Origin of the sequence: Ascidiaceihabitans donghaensis (assembly GCF_900302465.1) — a bacterium.
Lineage (GTDB): Bacteria > Pseudomonadota > Alphaproteobacteria > Rhodobacterales > Rhodobacteraceae > Ascidiaceihabitans > Ascidiaceihabitans donghaensis.
This window is the reverse complement of record NZ_OMOR01000001.1, coordinates 1,697,153-1,718,976: the sequence shown is the minus strand read 5'-3', so window position 1 is coordinate 1,718,976 and position 21,824 is coordinate 1,697,153. Positions and strand designations below refer to the sequence as shown.

At 54.4% G+C, this 21,824-nt stretch carries 28 protein-coding genes; 26 read left to right on the top strand and 2 right to left on the bottom strand.

Features of this window, described 5'->3' with window-relative positions; genetic code table 11:
• The first annotated feature begins 132 nt into the window (after positions 1 to 132).
• Entirely contained in the window at positions 133 to 780 is a 648-nt protein-coding gene (locus ASD8599_RS08600) for a hypothetical protein (RefSeq protein WP_146188206.1), read from the top strand.
• Here the strand turns inward: ASD8599_RS08600 and ASD8599_RS08595 are convergent.
• Together ASD8599_RS08595 and ASD8599_RS08590 are read right to left on the bottom strand one after the other, a co-directional pair.
• On the bottom strand, positions 731 to 1,537 hold the full coding sequence (locus tag ASD8599_RS08595) for a helix-turn-helix domain-containing protein (protein WP_108828148.1): 807 nt from the start codon (positions 1,535 to 1,537) through the stop codon (positions 731 to 733). The two genes, ASD8599_RS08600 and ASD8599_RS08595, sit on opposite strands and share 50 nt — an antisense overlap.
• A 194-nt stretch (positions 1,538 to 1,731) precedes the next feature.
• Positions 1,732 to 2,061, bottom strand: a complete 330-nt coding sequence (locus ASD8599_RS08590) for a helix-turn-helix domain-containing protein (protein WP_108828147.1) — start codon at positions 2,059 to 2,061, stop codon at positions 1,732 to 1,734.
• A 132-nt stretch (positions 2,062 to 2,193) separates the two neighbouring features.
• Here ASD8599_RS08590 and ASD8599_RS08585 point away from each other — a divergent pair, with 132 nt between their 5' ends.
• From ASD8599_RS08585 to ASD8599_RS08465, 25 genes are all read left to right on the top strand, one after another.
• Complete coding sequence (locus tag ASD8599_RS08585; RefSeq protein WP_108828146.1) at positions 2,194 to 2,469, top strand: hypothetical protein; 276 nt, start codon at positions 2,194 to 2,196, stop codon at positions 2,467 to 2,469.
• A 295-nt stretch (positions 2,470 to 2,764) separates the two neighbouring features.
• On the top strand, positions 2,765 to 3,016 hold the full coding sequence (locus ASD8599_RS20140) for a hypothetical protein (protein WP_146188205.1): 252 nt from the start codon (positions 2,765 to 2,767) through the stop codon (positions 3,014 to 3,016).
• Positions 3,016 to 3,363: a hypothetical protein gene (locus ASD8599_RS08580; RefSeq protein WP_146188204.1), complete on the top strand. Its 348-nt coding sequence runs from the start codon at positions 3,016 to 3,018 to the stop codon at positions 3,361 to 3,363. The genes ASD8599_RS20140 and ASD8599_RS08580 overlap by 1 nt, the downstream gene beginning before the upstream one ends.
• Entirely contained in the window at positions 3,363 to 4,241 is an 879-nt protein-coding gene (locus ASD8599_RS08575; RefSeq protein ID WP_108828144.1) for a ParB/RepB/Spo0J family partition protein, read from the top strand. Before ASD8599_RS08580 ends, ASD8599_RS08575 begins: the two co-directional genes overlap by 1 nt.
• Entirely contained in the window at positions 4,238 to 6,361 is a 2,124-nt protein-coding gene (locus ASD8599_RS08570; RefSeq protein WP_108828143.1) for a transposase domain-containing protein, read from the top strand. Before ASD8599_RS08575 ends, ASD8599_RS08570 begins: the two co-directional genes overlap by 4 nt.
• A gap of 73 nt (positions 6,362 to 6,434) precedes the next feature.
• Positions 6,435 to 7,181 (top strand): AAA family ATPase, encoded by a 747-nt coding sequence (locus ASD8599_RS08565; RefSeq protein ID WP_108828142.1) that lies wholly within the window; start codon positions 6,435 to 6,437, stop codon positions 7,179 to 7,181.
• Positions 7,181 to 7,744, top strand: a complete 564-nt coding sequence (locus ASD8599_RS08560) for a hypothetical protein (protein WP_108828141.1) — start codon at positions 7,181 to 7,183, stop codon at positions 7,742 to 7,744. Before ASD8599_RS08565 ends, ASD8599_RS08560 begins: the two co-directional genes overlap by 1 nt.
• Positions 7,741 to 8,118, top strand: coding sequence for a hypothetical protein (locus ASD8599_RS08555; RefSeq protein WP_108828140.1), 378 nt, complete (start codon positions 7,741 to 7,743; stop codon positions 8,116 to 8,118). The genes ASD8599_RS08560 and ASD8599_RS08555 overlap by 4 nt, the downstream gene beginning before the upstream one ends.
• Positions 8,115 to 8,459: a hypothetical protein gene (locus tag ASD8599_RS08550; protein WP_108828139.1), complete on the top strand. Its 345-nt coding sequence runs from the start codon at positions 8,115 to 8,117 to the stop codon at positions 8,457 to 8,459. The genes ASD8599_RS08555 and ASD8599_RS08550 overlap by 4 nt, the downstream gene beginning before the upstream one ends.
• A complete protein-coding gene (locus ASD8599_RS08545) occupies positions 8,456 to 9,115 on the top strand; it encodes a DUF3164 family protein (protein WP_108828138.1) in 660 nt (219 codons plus the stop codon). The genes ASD8599_RS08550 and ASD8599_RS08545 overlap by 4 nt, the downstream gene beginning before the upstream one ends.
• Positions 9,116 to 9,119: 4 nt before the next feature.
• Entirely contained in the window at positions 9,120 to 9,596 is a 477-nt protein-coding gene (locus ASD8599_RS08540; protein WP_108828137.1) for a regulatory protein GemA, read from the top strand.
• Positions 9,597 to 10,076: 480 nt separating this feature from the next.
• Positions 10,077 to 10,943, top strand: coding sequence for an N-acetylmuramoyl-L-alanine amidase (locus ASD8599_RS08530; protein WP_108828135.1), 867 nt, complete (start codon positions 10,077 to 10,079; stop codon positions 10,941 to 10,943).
• A complete protein-coding gene (locus ASD8599_RS08525) occupies positions 10,940 to 11,467 on the top strand; it encodes a hypothetical protein (RefSeq protein ID WP_108828134.1) in 528 nt (175 codons plus the stop codon). The genes ASD8599_RS08530 and ASD8599_RS08525 overlap by 4 nt, the downstream gene beginning before the upstream one ends.
• Positions 11,464 to 11,799, top strand: a complete 336-nt coding sequence (locus ASD8599_RS08520; protein ID WP_422664745.1) for a hypothetical protein — start codon at positions 11,464 to 11,466, stop codon at positions 11,797 to 11,799. Before ASD8599_RS08525 ends, ASD8599_RS08520 begins: the two co-directional genes overlap by 4 nt.
• Positions 11,796 to 12,146 (top strand): DUF2730 family protein, encoded by a 351-nt coding sequence (locus ASD8599_RS08515; protein ID WP_108828133.1) that lies wholly within the window; start codon positions 11,796 to 11,798, stop codon positions 12,144 to 12,146. The genes ASD8599_RS08520 and ASD8599_RS08515 overlap by 4 nt, the downstream gene beginning before the upstream one ends.
• On the top strand, positions 12,143 to 12,442 hold the full coding sequence (locus ASD8599_RS08510) for a VpaChn25_0724 family phage protein (RefSeq protein ID WP_108828132.1): 300 nt from the start codon (positions 12,143 to 12,145) through the stop codon (positions 12,440 to 12,442). Before ASD8599_RS08515 ends, ASD8599_RS08510 begins: the two co-directional genes overlap by 4 nt.
• A 3-nt stretch (positions 12,443 to 12,445) precedes the next feature.
• Positions 12,446 to 13,021 (top strand): phage protein Gp27 family protein, encoded by a 576-nt coding sequence (locus tag ASD8599_RS08505; RefSeq protein ID WP_108828131.1) that lies wholly within the window; start codon positions 12,446 to 12,448, stop codon positions 13,019 to 13,021.
• A complete protein-coding gene (locus ASD8599_RS08500) occupies positions 13,021 to 14,523 on the top strand; it encodes a phage terminase large subunit family protein (RefSeq protein ID WP_108828130.1) in 1,503 nt (500 codons plus the stop codon). The genes ASD8599_RS08505 and ASD8599_RS08500 overlap by 1 nt, the downstream gene beginning before the upstream one ends.
• A 21-nt stretch (positions 14,524 to 14,544) precedes the next feature.
• Positions 14,545 to 16,203, top strand: a complete 1,659-nt coding sequence (locus ASD8599_RS08495; protein WP_108828129.1) for a DUF935 domain-containing protein — start codon at positions 14,545 to 14,547, stop codon at positions 16,201 to 16,203.
• Positions 16,196 to 17,356: a phage head morphogenesis protein gene (locus ASD8599_RS08490; protein WP_108828128.1), complete on the top strand. Its 1,161-nt coding sequence runs from the start codon at positions 16,196 to 16,198 to the stop codon at positions 17,354 to 17,356. Before ASD8599_RS08495 ends, ASD8599_RS08490 begins: the two co-directional genes overlap by 8 nt.
• Positions 17,357 to 17,471: 115 nt before the next feature.
• Positions 17,472 to 17,936 (top strand): phage virion morphogenesis protein, encoded by a 465-nt coding sequence (locus ASD8599_RS08485; protein WP_108828127.1) that lies wholly within the window; start codon positions 17,472 to 17,474, stop codon positions 17,934 to 17,936.
• 184 nt (positions 17,937 to 18,120) lie between these two features.
• Complete coding sequence (locus ASD8599_RS20530; RefSeq protein WP_306418876.1) at positions 18,121 to 19,059, top strand: M23 family metallopeptidase; 939 nt, start codon at positions 18,121 to 18,123, stop codon at positions 19,057 to 19,059.
• 246 nt (positions 19,060 to 19,305) lie between these two features.
• A complete protein-coding gene (locus ASD8599_RS08475; RefSeq protein WP_108828126.1) occupies positions 19,306 to 20,421 on the top strand; it encodes a phage protease in 1,116 nt (371 codons plus the stop codon).
• Positions 20,418 to 20,801, top strand: coding sequence for a capsid cement protein (locus tag ASD8599_RS08470; protein ID WP_108828125.1), 384 nt, complete (start codon positions 20,418 to 20,420; stop codon positions 20,799 to 20,801). Before ASD8599_RS08475 ends, ASD8599_RS08470 begins: the two co-directional genes overlap by 4 nt.
• 50 nt (positions 20,802 to 20,851) lie before the next feature.
• Entirely contained in the window at positions 20,852 to 21,820 is a 969-nt protein-coding gene (locus ASD8599_RS08465; RefSeq protein WP_108828124.1) for a capsid protein, read from the top strand.
• Positions 21,821 to 21,824 lie beyond the last annotated feature (4 nt).

The window sequence follows — 21,824 nt, the reverse complement described above, 5'->3', positions numbered from 1 at the left end:
ACCTTGCACACATCATCTAAAAAATAGGACAACAAACGAAACGGCAGCCTAGGAGAACCCAGAGTGCCTTCAACGTCTGTTTTTACAATGGCTGGGATGTGTCGGGAATACCTGTCTTCGAAGGGGTACGATTTGGCAGATTATACCATTAATCTCGATCTAGCTGATCAGATCGAAGGCCTACCAGGTCGCAACCCTATTCAATCTATCCTTTCACCGGCAAAAAACGACTTCAACTCAAACAACAGCTTCTGGCTGATCATGCGTAAAGGCTCAGAAATCGTCGGCACCCTTGGGGCACGGTTTGACAATATTGGCGACAATGATGTCGGGAAGCACTTGGCTCAGATGCACGCTCGACACTTCCCTCGAGACAGCGACACCAATGTTATGTCAAATTTAGATGAAGACGCGGCATCCATAAAGGGCGGGCTAGTCTACATGGGGGATGTGTTCTTTGCCAAAGAACACAGAGGCGATTTTGCGAAGACGCAGTGCTTTTGTCAGTACGCATTTTGCCTGGCCTACGCGCGTTGGTGGCACAGTGCCGACTGGATCATTGCCTTGCATCGTCAAACAGACGCTCTAAGCGGCAAAATTATGCAACACGGGTTTACTTCAACCAGCTTCCCAGCCGTCCAAAATTGGCTATCTCCGCCCCACGGTCGGTCCGGGCAAGAGTATCTTTCCGGTTTATCAAAACCGCATTTTTTGCGAAACATTCGAAGGTTTATCGAGAACCCTGACCTACTTGTAGATCCGATAATTCCGCGTCGGTAGCTGGCCTAGAATACACCTCTTTCGAAAAATTCCAGACGACCGGTTCATCATCGTGCCAAAGACCAGCCATTAGCATCGTAAAATACACTGTGATGCTTGCGTGTCCATTGTCTGACCAATGCAAGAGTTTACGGTCCTTGTAGATACGCCCCTGCGTCGCGATCGCATCATGATAGTTCTGCCAAATAGAACTACGATCGGGTGCCGCAATGCTAGATGCAAAGTATGCTTCAACGTCTTTTGGTGTGACTGGTACATTTGCGTCAGCCTGCACCTTAGCCCAAGTCAGACTTTTATTGCCAACATCCAATATGCGCAATTTGGGCACATCACCATGCACTGGCTTTACAGCAACCAAATGGGGACGAACCTCAGCAGACTGATAAAGATGACCTTGCGTGATTTCGTGCCAAGCAATGATATCCTCTACACTCAGTTGATGCCCATCGCGGGTCATCCTTGCTTGGACGTTTTCCATGACAGCTGAACCAAGCTTACTACCCAATTCCTGATAAGCACCGTCGACCGCCTTTAAACTGACCGTCTGCGGGAAAATGGATCCGGGGTCTATTCCAAGAAATGAAGCAATCGCGGACAGATCAGATACTGTTAGAGTTGACTTACCATTGCTTAGATCACTGAGCTTTGAACGACTAATCCCTGTGCCCGCAGAGATTGTTCTAAGTGAGGCTGATGATGCATCTATCCAATCTGCCACCGTTTTCTCAGGCGACCAAACTTCGATCCGTGAACTCATAACGACCTTTCAAAACATGCAAAAAACACAACCATCGAACTACTGTCCGAGATTTCGGACGGAACGGTTATTGCAATAGACAAGCACAACCAATTGACGACAAGTATCAACTATAGATTGAATGCATTTCAGGTAGTAATTTATGGCGAGTTTGCAAGACTTGGTAGCGAGACTTGAACAGGTCAACAAATTGCCTATTGGCGATCAGCGGTTGTCAGCCGTATCCCAGCTAACAATGCACGAAGCTCTGCCTCTGTTAGAAGATCTAATTGTCGACCGGCTTCCCGACGAAGAGAGTCACGCTCGTTTGGAAAGTCGCCGCCATCGTTAAGGTATTCAGGTGTCGTCTCCAAAAAACGCGATATCTTTATAAGATCACCGCCATTCAGCTTTGCTTGCGGACGTTTGAATAGACCATTCAACCGATCGTAAGACACACCTGCTTCCATCGCTAAAGAACGTCTACTTATATTCTTTTGATCCAGAATTATCTGAATTCGTCTAGCGATCGGATTCTCAGTCATCGGGTTCTCTATAATGTGGTCAATTGACCACTTGCAAGGTAAGGTAAACCAGACCAACAAGTTTGGTCAAAAAGCCACAAATGTGTGGACATAACGCTTGACTTATGTGGTCTTTTGTCCACATAAGGACGTATGAGCACCCAAATCAAAAACCCGGTCACTATCGAACTTGAACGCCTGTCCAAAGAATTCGGGATCAGTGCTTCAACAATCTCCGGTCGTGCATTCAAGAACAGTCGCAAGGCTGACCAACTTCTACGTCGTGATGAAGGAGATGCCGACGCGTTAAAAAAATTGGCTAAACTTTCTGTGCAGCTTGAAGCAGAGCGGCAGGAACGTGTCTCGAAGCTTTTCCCAAGCAGGAGAATCGAACGCGCATCGGCACCTGTGATCGGAGACAGAAATTGAACTCCCGAACCGCCGACACCTCGTTGATCCCTACTGCCTTGGGTAGAGGGTCGGCCACTTGCGCGGGCGGATCATGTCCCCCGTCCGCGCCTTTTTATTCCCCTTCTCCCGAGCGTGACCCCACCCCCGCGCTTGGTCGAGAGGGCCGCGCGGCCGTGCCACCGTCTGCCGCTGACGCGCCGCGCGGCTTTTCCCGTTTTCTCGCCATCGCAGGCCCCTTTCTAGGCGACTTGATCGGTGCGTTGGCCCTGTTTGTCATCCTGTTTACAGGTCTGTTTTTAGGAGTTATTTTGTCATGAGTTTTCACATTGCACCGGTTGGCGATTGTTTCGCTGTCAAAGACGCCGATGGAGAAACCATAGGTGGTCCGTTTGTGAAGCGCGAACGTGCAGCCCAGAAGCTGCGACAGCTCAACAAACGGGATCCCGAACAGCCTGAAACAGCTAAGCGCAAATGTATGTGCTGCCCTACGATGTTCCACAGCCAAGGCGCACATCATCGCATGTGCGATCGGTGCCGCCAGAAATCACAACCGGTGGCGCTGTAATGTCCAGGCCTGCAACACACCGAACATACATCCCCGTTCAAGCGGTTCGCGTTTCGGATCCCGTTAACGCGCAACCGGTCTCCTCTGTCGAGCGGCTGGAAGCCTTCAAATCCGAGGTCCGTACCTACGCCAAACTGCGTCGTGAATTCCAAAGTTTGACGCAGCACATTGCTGATCAGGGCCACGGTCCGATTGCTGACGAAGATCGTGAAGAGCTGATCGTGTTGTCACGTCAGTTGTTTGAAGCCGAAAGCATCCTGCCTGCACAAGCGATGATCTTGCTGGGCAACGGTGTGATCGACCGCGCCATCGAACTGATCACCCTCGAAAACGAAGGGGTGATCTGATGGCCCCTGCAAAGCTTCTCGCAACCACCGAGATCGACATTGACGCGATCAAGGTCACGGACCGGTTGCGCCCGTTTTCAGAGGCGTCGATTGAAAGCCTTATGCACTCCATTGAGGAAATCGGACTGCAGGCGGAAATCCATGTGCGCAAGATCCGCCACCGCGAGAACCGTTTGTTCCTGATCGCCGGCGGTCACCGCATTGAGGCGTTTCGTCGTTTGGGGCGTCATAAGATTGCCTGCAAGGTTTGGGATTGCACCGACGACTGGGCGACGATGGCCGAGATTGACGACAATCTTACCCACACGAATTTGGTGCCGCTTGATGAGGCTGTGTTTCTGTGTGAGCGCGAGCGCGTTTTCTACAAAATTCACCCTGAAAAGAAGCAAGGAATTGCTGGTGCAAACGCGCGTTGGAATGCAACGGACAATTTGGCCGTTGCATCCTTTGTGACCTCAACAGCCGCGCAAATGGGTCAATCAGAACGGAATGTTCGCCGTATTGTATCTGCAGCCAAACGCCTCACAAATGACCATATTGAGGCCCTGCGCTTGGCCCCTGCCCGCGTCACGCGCTCTGATTTGCAAACTATTGCCAAGCTGACCAGCTCGGCGGATCAAGACATCGTTGTCAAAGCTCTCAGCGAAGGCACTGCGAAGTCCGCCGCCAAAGCCCTGAGTGACGCCAAGGCGAAGCCTGGCGATGCCCTAAAATCGGATGCGGACAAGAAGTTCACCAAGCTTGCCGACGCTTTTGCTCGTGCGCCCATGGCCGCCAAGCGCCGCTTTGTTGAAGAATACGGGACGCAGCTTGCCGAGTTAATGACAGACGCCTCTGAAGAAGCTCCCACGGCCTTTACCACGCGGAGAACTGCATGACCCGCGCGATTGAACCCAACACACTGTGGTGGACTGCTGACGCGCTCGTTGAGGCGCGTCTGCCCGGCATGCCTGGCAGCAAGCGTGGCGTGAACCTGAAGGCTGAACAAGAAGGCTGGCGTACTCGCCCTGGCTGCGCCCGTCGCCGCAAAGGTCGCGGTGGCGGCTGGCAGTATCATTGGAGCGTGTTGCCCGAGGTTGCGCAACGCAAGCTGTTGAAGGAAGCAGTGGACGCGCCCGAAGTCCGGTTTGATCGCGGGGAGGCCTGGACAGTTTACGACAAGCTTAGCGCCAAGGCCAAAGCCAAAGCAGAAACCCGCCTTGCGATCCTATGCGAAGTTGAAGTTCTACGCGCGGCCGGCACAACGCAAGCTGTCGCAGTCAACACGGTTTCCGAGACATTTGGCGTCAGCCCCCGCAGCGTGTTCAACTGGTTGGCCATGGTCGAAGGTGTGGCCGTTGAAGATCGGCTTGCCTACCTTGCGCCACGCCACACGTTGGCCAAGCGCCCTGCCCAAACCAGCGCCGATAAACGCACGTTTATAGAGCATTTAAAGAGCCTCTATTTACGCTTGGAACAGCCTACGTTCAAACAGTGTTACCGCGACGTGATGCGCATGGCGACAGCCGAAGGGTGGGCCACACTAAAAGAACGCACAGCATGGCGCCACATTGAGCGTGAAGTGCCTCGGGTTACGATGGTCTATCGCCGTCAGGGCGAAGCCGGTTTGCAGCGCTGTTTCCCCGCCCAAATCCGCGACCGCAGCACAATGACGGCTTTGGAAGGCGTGAACGCCGACTGCCACAAGATCGATGTTTTTGTTGAATGGCCCGATGGCACCATAGATCGCCCTCAAATCGTCGCGTTCCAAGACCTCTATTCCAACAAAATGCTGTCTTGGCGTGTTGATCATGATCCGAACAAGGTCATGGTCATGGCAGCCTTCGGCGAATTGATCGAACAATGGGGCATCCCGCGCCATTGCCTTTTCGACAACGGACGCGAATTTGCAAACAAGTGGATGACGGGCGGGGCCCCTACCCGTTTCCGCTTCAAGGTCCGCGAAGATGATCCGCTGGGCGTTTTACCATTGCTGGGAGTGAAACTACACTGGGCCACCCCAGCACACGGTCAGGCCAAACCCATTGAGCGGGGCTTTCGTGACTTTGCCAGCGACATGGCAAAAGACGTTCGGTTTGAAGGCGCATATGTCGGCAACAAACCCACAGCCAAACCGGAAAACTACCAAAGCCGCGCCATTCCATTGGAGACGTTCTTACGTGTGGTCGAAGAACGCTTTGCAGAACACAACGCGCGACAAGGCCGGTTGAACCCAACTGCCAACGGGCGCTCCTTTGATGATACGTTTGCCGAAAGCTACGCCACCGCTGCGATCCAGAAGGCGACCGAAGAACAGCGCCGCCTTTGGATGATGGGTCAACATCTGGGCAAACTACATGCAAGCAACGGGTCGATGAAGTTCCAGGGCAATGTCTACCATTCGACATGGATGTCTCAGTTGGCCGGCACGGAAGTGGTGGCACGGTTTGATCCAGAAGACTTGCATGCCGGAGTGCACCTATATTCCAAAACAGGTGAACACCTTGGGTTTGCTGAATGCCAGCAAGCTGTTGGTTTTTTCGACATTGTCGGTGCGAAATCGCAGGCCAAGAAACGCTCCCGTATTCGCCGCGCAGAGAAAGACCTCGCAGCAGCGCATGCCACGATCCCAACCAGCGACCTTGCCGCCAAACTGGATGCAACCGCGCCAGCATCGTCGGACAAGCTGGATGCCAAAGTCGTGGCCCCCATTCAATTCAATGCGAACCGCGTGTCCAAGCGCAAGGCCGCAACGTCTGTTCAGGATCCACAGGTTCAAGCCACGCGCGAAGCGATGGTTGTGCAAATGAATACTGCTGCGGAAAAGGCCAAGCCTAAAACCAACCGTCAGACCCCAGAGGGCCGTTTTCAAGAAGCTTTGGATATTCTGGAACGCTCCGAGGCGGGCAAAGACATCGGTGAGGCAGAAGCCAAATGGTGGCTGTCTTACAAAGAGCACCCCGAATTCAAAATGATGATGACCATGCGCGAACATAAGCGCGAAGGCGACGCAGGGTAGTCGCAGAAACGAAAGAGCCGCCGCCTTGACTTGGAACCCAACGGCGACGGCTTAGCAAAAAGCTGGAGACAAAATGACACAGACCATGAAACTAGGCAACAGGGTTCGGCCGCTGCGCAATGTGGCGGAGTTCAATTTGTTGATAAACCGATTGGAAAACCGCCCGCCAAACTTACCCGGCATGGGCGTTTTCTACGGGCCAACAGGTTACGGGAAAACTTTTGCTGCGATCCACGCCGCACTCACCTTGGATATTATTCATGTCTCGGTTCAGGACACATGGACCCGCAAAACCCTGTTGAAAGCGATCTGTCAGGAACTTGGTGTGATGGTCACGCCGCGCCTGACAATTCCCGACCTGCAGCAAGAGGTGAACACACATCTTTCGACATCGGGCCGCACACTTGTCATTGACGAAGCCGACTATGCCGTTGATCGCGGAATGATCCAGATGATCCGTGACTTTCACGATGGAAGTTCCATGCCGGTGGTTTTGATCGGCATGGAAGACTTGCCGCAAAAGCTGCGTAAATGGGAACTGGTCGATGGCCGCATTCTGGACTGGAAAGCCGCCCAGCCCTCAGATCTCGAAGACGCCAAGGAACTCGCCAAAGTCTATGCACCCAAGGTGCAGATCGATGACGCTTTGCTTCAACACATTGTGGACATCAACGTCGGGCGCACACGCCGGATCAGTGTAGATCTTTCATTCGTTGAAGAAACTGCCGTTTTGCAAGGCGCCCCATCCATGACGCTGGACGCATGGGGCGATGCACCATTCCTGCGCGGCGAAGCCCCTCTGCCAAGAAAGGGCCTGTGATGCAGAAACGTCTGAAACGCTTCCGTTCAAAAAACCAAACGGAGAAGATCGTCTGGGACGCGGTCAAAGACCTGGACAGCTTCTGTCACGCCGATGTCGCCAAGATCACAGGCATGCCAGGTGACGGCCTTCGCGTGGTGACTTCAAAAATGTTCAGGCAAGGCCTTTTCCGCATCCATCACAGCGTTGGAAACGTGGTCCACTATACGTCGTTTTCAGTTGCATGGCTTTTGCAAGACAGTTTGGAAAAACGAATGAGTAATCACGGCGCTGTCTGGGCCGCCATTCGCTTGACCAGAGAATTTGTCGTGACCGATCTGCTGGCAGGCATTGTGGTGAGCCGTCCTGAAATCACTGAAAGTTTTATCAGCGACTACTGCGAACTGTTACGCAATGCAGGGCATCTGGTTTTTGCCCGTAAAGCCATGCCGGAGAGCGGGCGTATGCCGGTTTACAGGCTGGTCAAAAACACAGGCCCCATCCCCCCGGAACCAAAACACACAACGGTGCTTGTCGATCACAACTTGAACAAAGTGGTCCATGTCGAAGGGGTGTTCTTATGAGCCAACGCATGGAAATTGCGACCGAGGCTTGGGGCAACGTTGTGCCAGATTGGGTGTGCGCGATTGTCAAAGAATGCGATCGCGTCAATTCCCAAAACACTGTGGCCAAAACCATCGGATACACCGGTGGTGCGGTTAGCCAGATCATTCGCAACAAATACCCTGCATCCACAGCGACGATGGAAAAGGCTGTTCGTGCAATCCTTATGCCAACGGATGTTGATTGTCCGAGCCTTGGATGGATCGATACTGGCAAGTGCTTTGGCTGGCAAAAACGCGCAGCGCAGCGCGTGGTGTCCTCTTCGCCGGTTAATTTGCTTATGTTTCGGGCGTGCCGTGCCTGCGCCCGCTTTGATGGGGAGACAGACGAATGAGCGTCCAATCTGACAAGATCATCGCTCTTGCCCTGCAACGCGTCCGCCCTGCTGAAATAGCGCACCAATTGTGCATCGATCCCGCCAATGTTCACCAATGCATTAGCAGCGCTCGAAAACGTGGCATCGAAATCCCTCACTTCATCAAATCACGACGCGGCCCCGCAAATGAGCCAGAGCCATTGGCACAACAAGTCGTCGTTCCTGTGCGCCTATTTTCGATGTTGGCGACTGCGGCCGCCGCAAAGGGAAAGACGCCTTCAGAGATGGCTGCAAAGCTGATCGAGAACGGCCTTTTGGGGGGAGTTCACCCCTCAATGACAAAGGAACCAACGTTATGACTGAACAAAGCCTTTTCAAACCTGCGACGATTCCGGACGGAAAACGGATCGTTGATGACAACGTCTATATGAACAACGGCGAAGGCGGCCTGGATCCTGTTGAAACGATCAAACCGCAAGATCTGTTGCAAGACGAAGTTGTTCGCAAGATCCTTGGCTTTTGGATTGCGGCCTCAGATCAGATCAGCCGCTTGAAAGAACACGTGGTCAGCGACCTGGATGATTTCGAAGCCCTGCTTGCACAGGAATACGATACATCGATCGGTGGCAAACGCGGCAACAAAACCTTTTTCAGCATTGACCGGCTGTTCCGCGTGGAAGTGCGTATCAGTGACCACATTGATTTTGGGCCGGAACTTCAGATCGCCAAAGCATTGGTCGACGAGTGCGTCAATGATTGGGCGTCAGATGCACGGCCCGAGATCCGCGCCATCGTCAACAGCGCGTTTCAAACCGAGGTCGAAGGCAAGGTCAATCGGTCAGAGCTGATCAAACTAACCAAGCTCGACATCGAAGACGAACGCTGGCAGCGCGGCATGAAGGCCATTCGTGACGCACAGCGTGTCGTCGGGTCAAAAACCTACATTCGCTGCTATCGGCGCGACGCGTTTGATGGACCCTGGTCCGCAGTCCCGATCGACATGGCAAAGGCATAGGCAAATGAGCAAGCGCGCATTGCAACGCAAAATCCATGTAGCTTGTGGCCAGCTTGGTTACGATCAGGAAACCCGCCACGACATCCAGTTGGCCGTGACCAAAAAAGCATCCATGTCGGACATGACCGAGACCGATTTAAAGGCAGTTATATCGCGCTTAGAGGCAGACGGCTGGACTGGTTCGAGCACAAAGGGCAAGCGCCACAAACCCGCTCCGCGCGCCGATCTGCGATACGTCCATGTTCTGTGGACGCTGCTGGGCGATGCAGAAAAGCTGAAAAGCCCTGGTCGCGATGGTCTGAATGCTTTCGTCCGGTCGCGTTTTGAGAACAAATGGCAGTCCGTCCCGTTCGACATTGATAGCCTGCGCGACGCGGGACAGATCAACGATGTCACACGCGCCCTAAAAGACTGGTGCATGCGGGAAGGCATCCAAACCGAGATGCAGAAAACCCCTGCAAAGCGTCGATTGCTCAAATGATCAACTGGCCAAAGCCTACCGCGCAAGTGGAACCCTACGTATTGGCCTTGGGACCGGAAAAGGCTGTTGAGTTTCTGTTGGAGTTCGGTGGCGCCAAGATGACTTTTCCGCGCTCGCCTGGACCATCGTCGGAGTTGGTGCAATTCCTTGGCATGCCAGATGCAACCGCCCTTTGTGCCCAAATGAACTTTGCACCTACCGATGTGCCCAATGCTAAATTGTGGCTTGCGCATGCATTGGCGGCAAGGGGCTTGAGTAAAGAACGAATTGCACGCAAGTTGCATGTCTCAAGAGTGTGGGTTCGCGGTTCATTGAAGCGGTTGCCCACCGGCGCACCACGACCACCGGAACCTCTCCCCCTTTTCCCCAAGCTTTGATCCCTGCCCCGAAAACTGTTTCGGGGCTAATCGACCCAAAAATCATGACACCTTGAAGCCTCTTAAGGCGCGGCTGTTTCCGCGCGCGCAAGCGAGGTCAGTCATGCAGCTCCAAAACCATCTGATTGCCAAAATCCCCTTCCAACAAGCGACGCGCATTGGTCGGGAAATCAAACCCCGCCTTTTGGTGCTGCATGACACCGCAGGTCGTCTGGACAAGGGCAACTCGGCTGACTTCCTTCGCAACCATGCCAAGGTTTCTGTCCACTTCGTTTTGGAGCGTGATGGCTTTATCGAGCAGCAGGTTCCAACGAACAGGCATGCAAGTCATGCTGGCCGTTCGTCCTACAAGGGGGCTTCTGGGGTCAACGGCTTTTCGGTTGGTATCGAAATCGTAAACCCCGGCCTGATGACGTCTCTCGACGGTGTCACTGCCACAACCTGGTTCGGCCAGAACTTTGACATCATCGATCACGGCATCCAGTACGCTGAAACGCCACATCATGGCGCGGGGTGGTGGATGCCCTACACGGAACAACAGATCACATCCCTGACGGAGCTTTTGCGTTGTCTATGCTCCGGCATTTCTACCATCGAAGACATCGTGCCGCATTGGTTTATCTCCCCTGGTCGTAAGATCGACACCAACCCCCTTTTCCCATTGGATAGCATCCGCGCACTGGTCCTCGGCCGTGATGATCCTGAGGCTGACAAAGCGGAAGAAGGCAGCAAGCCGGTGCCTTCCGGCCGTGATGATCTGGCGATGATCCATGCGCCTGGCGACAGCCTCAATATGCGGCGCTGGCCAAGCTTTGCACCAAATGTGTTGCAGTCGATCCCACACGGCACGGTCGTTCCCATTGTGCGGGCTGGTGTGTTCGAAGGTCGCGATTGGATCAAGGTTGTCTACGGCGGCATCGAAGGTTGGGTCGTGAAATCACACACCAAACAGACAGGAGCGTCCGCATGAACAAGCAAAAGATCAAAGGCATCTTGTCCGCAGTTGCCCCGACACTGGCGGCTGCAATCGGTGGCCCCCTGGCAGGCGTGGCGGCACAGGCGATCACTGGCGGACTGTCTGACACTTCGGTCCCGGACCTGAACCGCGTGGAGCAACTGCTGATGGGCGCATCTGGCGGCGACATGGTCAAACTCAAGCAGATCGAAGCGGAGTTTGCCGCGCAAATGGAAGAGGCAGGCGTCGAGATCGCCCGAATTGAAGCTGACGACCGGGCAAGTGCGCGACATCGCCAAGCCCAAATGAAAGACAGAACGCCGGCCATTTTGGGCGGGTTCATCATTTTGGGGTTCTTCGGCGTCCTAGCTTACATTTTCCGGTTTGGCCTGCCCGCCGCAGGCACCGAGGTTTTGCTGATTATGGTCGGCTCTCTGGGCGTCATGGTTACGCAAGTGGCCAACTATTATTTTGGGTCGTCTGTGGGGTCCAAATCCAAAGATGTGACCATTGCAGCATTGAAGGGGCAAGCCCGATGATCACGTTTGATAAACTTCGCCGCATCCTTGTGATTGCAATCATTGCAGCGCTCATGATCGCAGCAATGGCCTTTGCAGCGTCAGCCCAAAGCATGCGTAATTGCGCACCGCGCGACATCGTTATCCAGCGGCTGGCGAATGGCTTTGGTGAAACGCGGCAATCCATGGGTCTTGGTGCCAACAATTCCGTCGTCGAGGTGTTTGCCTCTTTGGAAAGCGGCACGTGGAGCATCACAATGACCTCTCCAAGCGGGCTTATGTGCCTGGTCGCAACGGGTCAGGCTTTTGAGGCATTGGCAGAGGCACTGCCGCTCAAGGATGACGACGCATGATGGGTTGGGACGCAGACACCTGGACCAAGGTGTTCAGTCTGGCCCTGTCAGTTGGGGCTATGGTCTTTGCTTGGTTTGCCACACGTTCAAAGCACGTTGATGGGCAGTTTAAAGCCGGTTCGAAACGGATGACCGAGATCGAAACCCGCGTCAGTGCTGTTGAACAGCAAATGAATGCAATGCCGTCACAGCAGGATTTTCACCGCCTTGAATTGACCCTTTCCGAAATCGGTGGGGACATCAAAGCCATGCGGGCAGAGCGCGGTGCCACCAATGAGGCGATTGCGCGCATCGAACGTGTTGTCAGTCGCCACGAAGACCACTTACTTGATGGGAGCAAATCGTGAGCGATTATGCCAAACAATTGCGTCAACACCGTCGTCTGACGATCTTGAAGCTGCTGCATGAAATCCCGGAATATACGTCCAACGCGTCTTTGTTGACTGAAGGGTGTAACCGGTTTGGAGTGACAACATCACGTGCGCAGATGTCGACTGAATTGGCATGGCTCAGTGAACAGGGTTTTGTCGCCCTCTCAGGCACTGCAGACTTCCAAGTCGCCAAGGCAACGCAAAGCGGTGTCGATGTTGCCTTAGGACGTGCTCGCCATCCTGAAGTTCAGCGCCCCGGACCGGACGCCTGATCCATGCCCCCGCCCCGTAAAATTGATCTTCTGCCAAAAGAGCTTCGCGACTGGCTAAAGGCCGAGCTGGAAGAACGCGGCTTTGCCGGATACGAGGACCTGGCCGAAGCGCTTAACTTCCGGCTTGAAGCCGAAGGCATGGACGTTCGGATTGGCAAATCCGCAATTCACAGCTTTGGCAAAGAGCACGCAGAGTTCGTCAAGTATCAGGAACAAGCCAGCGCGTGGGCTGCCGACTGGATGCAAGGCAATGGTCTGGAAGAAGAAGCGCAGCGCCACAACGTGTTGTTCCAGATGATCACAACGCTCGCCTTCAAAGTCATGCAAGGGCAAATGACCAAAAAGGCTGAAGAGATTGACCCCAAAGAACTGCACTTTCTGGGGCGAATGCTGAAAGACGTCATGTCCAGTTCCGGCATCCGAGAAAAGCTTATGCAAGACGAACGCGAGATGGTTGCCAGGGAAGCACGAGAAGCCGAACGCGCCGAGCTGCAGGACGCCTTGCAAGCCGGTGTTGCGTCTGGCGACGTCAACGTCGATGCAGCAAAAGCTGCCCGCGCGGTGATGGGCTTTGATTGATGCCTAAGAGTTCAACGCGCCAACTCCAAGACCCGATCATCAAATGGTTGCCATACCAGAAAGCCTGGATGAACGACCAGTCGCGCTTCAAGGTCGGCAAGATCACCCGCCGTGGCGGTAAGACATTCGCGGCCAATGGCGAGATCGTTGACGACTGCACCCAAGCCGAAATCGACGGGCGCAAAACACGTTGGACAATTCTGTCCCGCTCGGAAGGCACCGCAAAGGAGGCCATCGAAGATGCTTTAAAGCCTCTTACAGAGGCATATTATGCCGCCTATTCGACGTTGGCACGTAAAGGGCGCCCTGAGTTTACCGAAGAAGACTTCCATGTGCCGGCACACACACGCGAAGTGATCGAAAGCGGTTCGGTTCACATGATCGATGTGCCAGAGGCCACATACAAAGCCCAAGAGGTGCGCTTCCCAGGTGGATCCCGCGTCACGGCTATCTCGTCATCGCCAGATGCTGCGCGTGGCTTTGGTGGCAACATGCTTTTTGACGAGTTTGCATTCCATCGCGACAGCCGCAAAATCTGGGGCTCTGCCTTTCCCGTTGCTGCAAGGGGCGGTCACAAGATCCGCGTGATCTCTACGCCCAATGGCAAAGGCAACAAGTTCTACGAGCTGATGACGGCCAAGGACAACAATTTTTCCAAACACGAGACAGACATTTACGAGGCAGTCAGGCAGGGTCTTGATGTTGACATCGACGAACTGCGCAAAGGCATGTCTGACGAAGACGCCTGGGCACAGGAATTTGAGCTGAAGTGGTTGGACGCGGCGTCCAGTTGGCTCACCTATGATCTGATTTCATCTGTGGAAGCCAAGAATGCGGGCATCCCTTTGCACTATGCCGGTGGCAATTGCTATGTCGGTGTCGACATCGCGGCCCGCAATGACCTCTTTGTCATCGTCGTGCTGGAAGAAGTCGGCGACGTCCTGATCTGCCGTGAAGTCATTGCAGAAAAGCGGATCAGCTTTGCCGAACAAGACGCCCTGTTGGCCAGCGTCATGGAGCGGTACCGCGTTGTGCGTGTTGCCATGGACCAAACCGGCATGGGCGAAAAGCCCGTCGAAGACGCCAAGCGCAACCACGGTGCCATGCGCGTTGAAGGCGTTCTGTTTTCCGTTGCAAGCAAACTGGACCTTGCGACCGCTCTGAAAGAGCGCATGGAAGACCGCACAATCCGAATTCCTGCAGGTGATCCTGTTTTGCGCGCGGATCTGCACGCTATCAAAAGCCAAGTCGGTTTGACCGGTGCGCGGCGTTTGGTGGCTGACGGCGACACAGATGGTCACGCAGACCGCTTCTGGGCCTTCTCATTGGCCTGCGCCTCAGCAGCCTCCCCTTACCAAAAACTCACCTACGAAAAGGTCACCCCTGGCGGCGTTCACCTTCCAAACGGCGGATCAGCGGATCTTGGATGGCTGCGAGACGGCACACGTCAACAAATGGGGGGTGCCGATCTCTTCGCTGGCCTGAAAGGCGGCATCACATGATCCAATCAGAAAGGCATCAAAATGCCCAATAGCCCTGCCCTTCTAGATCGTTTCGGAAATCCGGTACGTCGCGCTGACTTGAACCGCCCGATTGAGCCGGCACGTTTCGGCAGTCCACAAAACCCCGTGCCAAGCTATCCAGGCGACGGTCTGGAGCCTGTGCGCCTCGCGTCGATCATGCGGGCGGCCGACATTGGCGAGCCGATGCAGTTTCTATCACTGGCGGAACAAATCGAAGAGCGTGACCCGCACTATCTGGGGGTGTTATCCACGCGCAAACGCTCTGTCAGCCAGATCGACATCACTGTCGAAGAAGCCAGCGATGACCCGCAAGACGTTGCCCGTGCCGAATTGGTGCGTGATTGGGTGAACCGGCTCGAGCTTTCCGGCGAGCTGTTCTTGATCCTTGATTGTATCGGCAAAGGCTTCAGCATCACAGAGATTGGCTGGGAAAAGTCCGAAGGCCAATGGTGGCCTGGTCGTCTTGAACAACTGGATCCACGCGCGTTTCGGTTCGCAAAGCACAATTTGAAAGTGCCTGTTGAACTGGATGCCACAGGCGCGGAAAAGCCGCTTGAGCCTTTCCGCTATATCCACGGCGACATTCAGGCCAAATCTGGGTTGCCCTTGCGCAGCGGCTTGGCCCGCGTCGCAGCATGGGGCTGGATGTTCAAAGCCTACACCCAACGCGATTGGGCATTGTTTGCACAGACCTTTGGACAGCCTGTCCGCTTGGGACGTTATGGCCCAAACGCCAGCGACGCAGATCGCCGCACACTCTGGCAAGCGGTGTCCGGCATTGCGGGCGATTGCGCCGCGATCATTCCTGAAGGCATGAAAATCGAATTCATATCTTCACCCAATGTTGGCGCCTCCTCAAATTTGTATGAAGCGCGTGCCGATTGGCTGGACAAACAAATCTCCAAGGCCGTTCTGGGTCAGACCGCGACCACGGACGCCGTAACAGGTGGTCTAGGCTCCGGCAAAGAGCACCGCGAGGTGCAAGAAGACATTGAGACCGCCGATGCCAAAGCGCTGTCGGCAATTTTGAACCGCGACTTGATCCGGCCTTGGATGACCTTGGAGTTCGGGCCGCTCAAACGTTACCCGCTTCTCAAAATCGAACGCCCGAAACCTGAAGACCTGAAAACCTTGTCCGAGGCCGTGGCCTTGCTTGGTCCTTTGGGGCTACGAGTGTCGGCAAAACAGATGCGCGACAAACTGGGCCTGCAAGAGCCTGTCGAGGGCGAAGAGGTTTTGGCGTTTTCAGCGGCGAATTCACCCGAAACACTGCCTCAAGCGCAAAACACCAGTCCCGCAGGGCGTCAAACCCGCTCTGAGAGCAAATTTAAATACCTATTAAATACCCTTGAAGCCAATTCAGGGACACACGGCGGGCAAACGGCATTGCAGGCGTCTGACGGGCCGGAAATCGAGGGGGTGATAATTGACGCGTTAAACGCCCGGTTCGGTGAAGATGGCCAAAGCGGCGTCGAAGACATCATGGAACAGGTTGAAGCGATGATGTCGGCGGCAAATGATCTGTCCGAATTCCGCGATATGCTGATTTCCGGATTTGGCCAAACCGATGGCACACAGCTTGCGACTGTCATGCAAGACGCGCTGGCAGCATCCTACGCAGCAGGCCGCGTTTCTGAAATCGAAGACGCAAATGGCTGATCCACTTGCTGCCACCTTAAGCAAACCCTTCAAAGCCCAGCTTGCCACGTTTCGGTTGCGTTTGAGAAACCTTGTCCCAACCTCGAAATGGGATGACCTGGTCAAATCCCAGCATGACAGCGCATTCATGGTGGCCGGCGCGGTCAAGGCCGATTTGCTGGCGGATCTGGCGCAAGCCGTGGACAAAGCGATTTCCGAAGGGCGCGGATTCGACGCGTTCAAAAAGGACTTTCGCAGCATTGTTGAAAAACGCGGCTGGCACGGTTGGACCGGCGAAGGGACCGAAGCCGGTGAAAACTGGCGCATGCGAACAATCTACCGCACCAACCTGCGGACCAGTTTCATGGCCGGCCGTCACGCCCAGCTTGTGGCAGGCAATTACAAATACTGGGTCTATCGCCACGGTGGCGCTGCGCATCCACGCGAACACCATCTTGCCTTGGACGGCATCGCCCTGCCCTCGGATCACCCGTTTTGGCGGACACACTTCCCGCCCAATGGTTGGGGCTGTGGCTGTTATGTGCGTGGTGCGAACAGTTTGCGCGGGATCCGCCGTGTCGGTGGTGATCCGAACAAAACACTGCCTGATGGTTGGGACGCAATCGACCCGAAAACCAATGCGCCTGAAGGCATAGACCGCAATTGGGACTATGCGCCTGGTGCAACGGTTTCTGACACAATCAACGCATTGCGCCCAAAACTGGAAACGCTGCCTGACGCGCTGTCAATTGATCTCATTCAGGAGTGGTTGAAAGAAGAGCTGTTTGGGCAATGGTTGAAGGCCCCTGCGGGCAATTGGCCACTGGTGAAAATTCCGGAAGCGGCTGCGGTTCGGATCAAATCCAAACAGCGTGTCGCAGTTTTCTCACCTGAAAGTGCACAAAAACAAAAGGCCCATCACCCGGAACTTGAGACCTCGGATTATCTGCAGGCCCAAAAAACAGTGTCAGAGGCCGATCATGTGATCAGCACACGCAAAAACCATCTGACTTTCGTGAAGGATGCGCCAGAGCAGCCGGGCTATGTGTTGGTGGTTAAGGCTGTTTTGCAAGCGGACGAGCTGTATGTGGTCAGCTTCCGGCGTATGTCATCTGATCAGGTCAAGAAAGATCAGGAATTGAGACGCTTGAAGAGACAAGGAAAGAAACCGTGAGCGGCGAGGCCTCCCTTCTGAACAAGTCAGCAACCTCGCATGGCGCTCCGAACAAAGGTTCGTGCTACGGCTGGGAGAATATCACCGTGTCGCGCTCACACTTGGTCATATAGCAATGGCGAACGTGACTTTCAACGACGATGCCCTTCAGGCAGCTTTACGCAATCTGGATCTTGGCCTTCAGGATAAAAGCACGTTGATGAACCAAATCGGCGAAGCCTGGGCGCAACTCAACACCGACCGACTGGAAGCCGGTGTCAGCCCGGATGGCACATCCTTTGCACCGCGCTCACAAGCAACGCTTGCAGCATATGCCGCCAAGGGCATTTCTCCAATCGGGGGGCCATTGCGGCTTACCGGCGACATGGCGAATTTTATCCATCACGATTACAGCCCCGATCACGCAGAAGTCGGATCCAGCGCGGTCCAGGCGGCAATGATGCACTTTGGCGGTCCGAAGTCCCGGTTTCCAAACCTGTGGGGGGATATTCCAGCACGTCCATTTGTTGGGCTTGCGGAAAGCGACACGCCGGAAATCACCGAAGTCATTGAAGATTATCTCGAGGGTTTGATAGAGTAAGTTTTAGGCGCTTCGACCAATTGCTCCCGCCAAAAGGATCAAGCGATCACTTGATTTCACCTCCCAATGCAAATTGGCAGTGCCGCTTTATGAATGACTACTGGTGATTGGGATGTTCAGGGCTTGGAACGATGAACTTCTTTGTCTAGGTTCGCCACATGTATGGTTCGTTTAGGGTCTATCAGTGACAACAATTTTAGCGCGATTTTTAGCAGCAGGTATAGCATCTGCCTTAACGGTTCTTCTTGGGGTGTATTTCATTGTCGAGATGTCTGTTGGTACGATTCATCGTCGGATAGATGACACCAACGCCAACCTGCAAAATTTGCGGGAGGAAATACGAAGAGAAATAGACTATAGAATTTCAAATGCAGTCCAAGAACTGGGTCGACTTCCTCCAACCGACTTTCAAGACGTCGTCATGCGAAGTGTTCAAGAAAGCAAAGTTGTTCTTCGTGAGACAGAGGAAGGCGGCAACAATCAAATGACCCTGACCATTCAATACGATGGTGTGGGTGGAGTGCCAGTGGCAAAATACGACACCGTCAAAGACGTGGTTTTTTATTTGTATGGGGATTCCTACTACGATGAATTTGGCAGACCAGAGCATCAAGAGGAGCAAATGATCCGACTTGCGACTCCTGTGCGAGGCAGTTTCAGGTTCGCTTCAGGTTTTGGACCACGATGGGGGCGGATGCACAATGGGATTGATTTCGCGGCCGTTGAAGGCACCCCTATCTATGCTGCAGCAAATGGGATTGTCACGATGGCAGGTTGGAAATCTGGCTACGGGAAACTAATCAAAATTGACCATGAGAACGGTTTCGAAACTTGGTACGCGCATCTTTCCAGCGTTGATGTAACAGTTGGTGAAATGGTTCGAACCGATGAACAAATTGGTGCAATGGGAAGCACCGGCCGAAGCACTGGCACTCATTTGCATTTTGAAGTGCGACTTGATGGTGACCCCGTCAATCCGATGACATTTTTAAACAACACACCATCCCGACAGACGCCTCAGCAACTAATAGGGGCAGAACTCGCATCTTTTCTGAACTTCATTGAAGTGACTAGGCTCAAGCCAATTGCAAACAATGCGTTCTTTAGAAAAGAACAGACATAGAAATTATCACAGTCTTCAACTGCACAAAATAGAACCTCTTTTGCGCGTTTGCTGTCGTTAAATTGTTTTGCAAAATCTGTAACTATAGGCTGTGAACAGGCTTTCGCAATCCAGCGCCGTTTAAAGCGGATTGACCGAACGCTCCATGATCGGCAACATAACGCAACTCCCAGATCACAATTAAGCGCCCTGCCCCGAAAACTGTTTCGGGGCGATTGACCTGCGCCCACGCGCGATAGTGCCTGCATGACACAGGCACAATTCACCACTGCAATCATGATGCACAGCACCTTACCGGAGCCGACGGAAAACGCGCCGGTTCCTGAATGGGTGCATTTGTTGCCAGTTGGCGAAATTCCAACAGATGACCAGCGGGGGCCTTATGTAGCAGACGATCTTGAAGCGATTGTGGCGCTCAGCTTTGCCGATAACGACCTTCTCGTCATCGACGAAAACCACTCGACCGACCTAAGCGCCCCGAAAGGCGGCGAAGCGCCGGCACGCGGATGGATCCAAGAAATGGACATTCGCGACACTGGCATTTGGGGCAAAGTCGCCTGGAATGCATCAGGCAGAGCGCTGTTGGCAGACCGAGCCTATCGCAGTCTGAGCCCCGTCATCTTGCATGATGGCAAAAAGCAAATTCTCGCCATTCGCCGCGCCAGCCTGACCAACACACCCAATCTGCGCGGCATGACTGCGCTCAATGCGACACAAAATCCAGATGAGGACACCAATATGAACATGATTGCAAAAACTGCGGCCATGCTCGGCCTCGGCGAAACTGCCGATGAAGAGCAGGTCATGGCAGCTTTGACGGCAAAACTGGAAGAAAAAGCCGATGACGGCGCTGCCGCGTTGCAGTCTTCCCTCGACAGCATCGGCGAAGCTCTGGGCGTAAAAGGCGCGGATGGAGGGGCCATTCTGGTCGCAGCGCAAAGTGCTGGCAAAGGATCGAATGATCTGGTGACAGCCCTGCAATCACAGGTCACAGCGCTGACAGACACGGTCACGACCTTGCAGGCCACCGGCAAGCAATCCGCAGCGGAGGCTTTTGTCGATGGTGCTATCGCAGAAATGCGCATCGGTCTGAACTCTTCCAACCGCCAGCTCTACATCGATCTGCACTCAAAAGATCCCAACGCCGCCGAAGAGATGATCAAGGCCATGCCTGTCATGTCTCCGGGCACCGCTGGCGCTCTTAGTGCTCAGGACGCTGCAGTTCGTGAAGACATGCAATCGGCCACAGCCGAAGAGCTGACCGCAAAAGCCACAACCTATCTCGCCACACAGCATTCGGCCGGGTTGACGGACTTGACAATGACACAAGCCATTTTGGCAGTTTCGGAAGGCAAATCATGATCCCCACACTCACACGTTCTTACGCAGTCACCGCCGCGCTGGCTGGTTTCCGCATCGCAGCTTTCGCAGCACCGGCAACAGACCGGGCAGCAACTGTCGCAACCGCAAACGATGATCCGTTCATCGGCGTGACAGCAAGTCTGGGCGCCACCGCCGGTGAAATGGTCGACATCTACGTCGCAGGTTTCGCCCCCGTGCAACTGGGTGGTCCGGTGTCTGCAGGCGATCCGCTCACCAGCGATGCCACAGGCAATGCCGTTCTGGCCACGCCTGCGGTCGGCACGACAGTCCGGATCATTGGCTTTGCCGATGAAGCTGGCGTGAGTGGCGACATCGTCGATGCGTTGCTTGCCCCCGGCGTGCTGCACGAACCCGCTTAATCGCCTTCCCTGAAGGCCATCCACCCGACACGACACCGAAGGATTTCTAAATGACCCGTCGCCCCTTTGCCGCCAATGCCGTTCTGACCGCCATTGCGGTCAATTTTGCAAACCCCGCGTCAGCTCTGATCGCTGACCAAGTCATGCCCCGCGTTCCGGTGGGCGAAGAAGACTTCAAGTGGACGGAATATCCGATCTCTGAAGGCTTCAACACACCAGATGCCAAAGTCGGGCGTCTGGGCCGTGTGAAGCAACTCGAGTTCACAGGCACCGAACGCACGGCATCTGTTGACGATTACGGTCTGGAAGTTCCCATTCCCTATTCCGACATCGACAAAGCGGCCAAAATGCGTGCCCGCAATGCCAGCGCCTTTGATCCAGAGGCAAATGCCGCTGAACGCGTCACGGACACGTTGCAAAATATCCGCGAAGTGCGTGTCTCTGGCATGGTGCACAATCCGGACAATTACGAAGCCGACAAAAAGACAGCTTTGGTTGGTGGCGCCAAATTCTCAGACTATGCCAACTCTTCGCCAATCGATGTCATCAAGGCAGCCATCAACGGCACCCTGATCTATCCCGGCAGCACATGTGCCATGTCACACAATGTCTGGACAACACTCAGTTCTCACCCGGACCTGGTCAATGCGGTGCGCGGCAATCTGACCAACAAAGGCATGATCACACCGGAAGAGTTTGTGTCCTTGTTCTCTGGTGAAGGCCTGACGGCCTTGCATATCGGGCGCGCCTACACCAACACAAGCAAGCCCGGACAAGCCGCTGAACTGCAACGCGCCTGGCGTGATCACATGTCCTTTATGCACCTCGATCCGATGGCGTCTGTACAAGCCGGCGGCGTCACTTGGGGCCTGACAGGCGAATATGCGTCACGCATCGCCGGTCGCACTGAGGATCCCAATATCGGCCTTCATGGTGGCTACAACATCCGCGTCGGTGAACGGGTCAAAGAACTGATCATCGCCAAGCAGGTCGGCTACCTCGTTCAGAACTGCGTCTAAGCCG

Excerpts from the sequence above, each read along its gene's own strand:
- ASD8599_RS08505 (WP_108828131.1), top strand. The coding sequence starts at position 12,446 with ATGCCCCCGCCCCGTAAAATTGATCTTCTGCCAAAAGAGCTTCGCGAC.
- ASD8599_RS08580 (WP_146188204.1), top strand. The coding sequence starts at position 3,016 with ATGTCCAGGCCTGCAACACACCGAACATACATCCCCGTTCAAGCGGTT.
- ASD8599_RS08500 (WP_108828130.1), top strand. The coding sequence starts at position 13,021 with ATGCCTAAGAGTTCAACGCGCCAACTCCAAGACCCGATCATCAAATGG.
- ASD8599_RS20140 (WP_146188205.1), top strand. The coding sequence starts at position 2,765 with ATGAGTTTTCACATTGCACCGGTTGGCGATTGTTTCGCTGTCAAAGAC.
- ASD8599_RS08565 (WP_108828142.1), top strand. The coding sequence starts at position 6,435 with ATGACACAGACCATGAAACTAGGCAACAGGGTTCGGCCGCTGCGCAAT.
- ASD8599_RS08495 (WP_108828129.1), top strand. The coding sequence starts at position 14,545 with ATGCCCAATAGCCCTGCCCTTCTAGATCGTTTCGGAAATCCGGTACGT.
- ASD8599_RS08590 (WP_108828147.1), bottom strand. The coding sequence starts at position 2,061 with ATGACTGAGAATCCGATCGCTAGACGAATTCAGATAATTCTGGATCAA.
- ASD8599_RS08550 (WP_108828139.1), top strand. The coding sequence starts at position 8,115 with ATGAGCGTCCAATCTGACAAGATCATCGCTCTTGCCCTGCAACGCGTC.
- ASD8599_RS08575 (WP_108828144.1), top strand. The coding sequence starts at position 3,363 with ATGGCCCCTGCAAAGCTTCTCGCAACCACCGAGATCGACATTGACGCG.
- ASD8599_RS08470 (WP_108828125.1), top strand. The coding sequence starts at position 20,418 with ATGATCCCCACACTCACACGTTCTTACGCAGTCACCGCCGCGCTGGCT.
- ASD8599_RS08540 (WP_108828137.1), top strand. The coding sequence starts at position 9,120 with ATGAGCAAGCGCGCATTGCAACGCAAAATCCATGTAGCTTGTGGCCAG.
- ASD8599_RS08545 (WP_108828138.1), top strand. The coding sequence starts at position 8,456 with ATGACTGAACAAAGCCTTTTCAAACCTGCGACGATTCCGGACGGAAAA.
- ASD8599_RS08570 (WP_108828143.1), top strand. The coding sequence starts at position 4,238 with ATGACCCGCGCGATTGAACCCAACACACTGTGGTGGACTGCTGACGCG.
- ASD8599_RS08520 (WP_422664745.1), top strand. The coding sequence starts at position 11,464 with ATGATCACGTTTGATAAACTTCGCCGCATCCTTGTGATTGCAATCATT.
- ASD8599_RS08490 (WP_108828128.1), top strand. The coding sequence starts at position 16,196 with ATGGCTGATCCACTTGCTGCCACCTTAAGCAAACCCTTCAAAGCCCAG.
- ASD8599_RS08530 (WP_108828135.1), top strand. The coding sequence starts at position 10,077 with ATGCAGCTCCAAAACCATCTGATTGCCAAAATCCCCTTCCAACAAGCG.
- ASD8599_RS08465 (WP_108828124.1), top strand. The coding sequence starts at position 20,852 with ATGACCCGTCGCCCCTTTGCCGCCAATGCCGTTCTGACCGCCATTGCG.
- ASD8599_RS08595 (WP_108828148.1), bottom strand. The coding sequence starts at position 1,537 with ATGAGTTCACGGATCGAAGTTTGGTCGCCTGAGAAAACGGTGGCAGAT.
- ASD8599_RS08560 (WP_108828141.1), top strand. The coding sequence starts at position 7,181 with ATGCAGAAACGTCTGAAACGCTTCCGTTCAAAAAACCAAACGGAGAAG.
- ASD8599_RS08585 (WP_108828146.1), top strand. The coding sequence starts at position 2,194 with ATGAGCACCCAAATCAAAAACCCGGTCACTATCGAACTTGAACGCCTG.
- ASD8599_RS08555 (WP_108828140.1), top strand. The coding sequence starts at position 7,741 with ATGAGCCAACGCATGGAAATTGCGACCGAGGCTTGGGGCAACGTTGTG.
- ASD8599_RS08515 (WP_108828133.1), top strand. The coding sequence starts at position 11,796 with ATGATGGGTTGGGACGCAGACACCTGGACCAAGGTGTTCAGTCTGGCC.
- ASD8599_RS08485 (WP_108828127.1), top strand. The coding sequence starts at position 17,472 with ATGGCGAACGTGACTTTCAACGACGATGCCCTTCAGGCAGCTTTACGC.
- ASD8599_RS08475 (WP_108828126.1), top strand. The coding sequence starts at position 19,306 with ATGACACAGGCACAATTCACCACTGCAATCATGATGCACAGCACCTTA.
- ASD8599_RS08525 (WP_108828134.1), top strand. The coding sequence starts at position 10,940 with ATGAACAAGCAAAAGATCAAAGGCATCTTGTCCGCAGTTGCCCCGACA.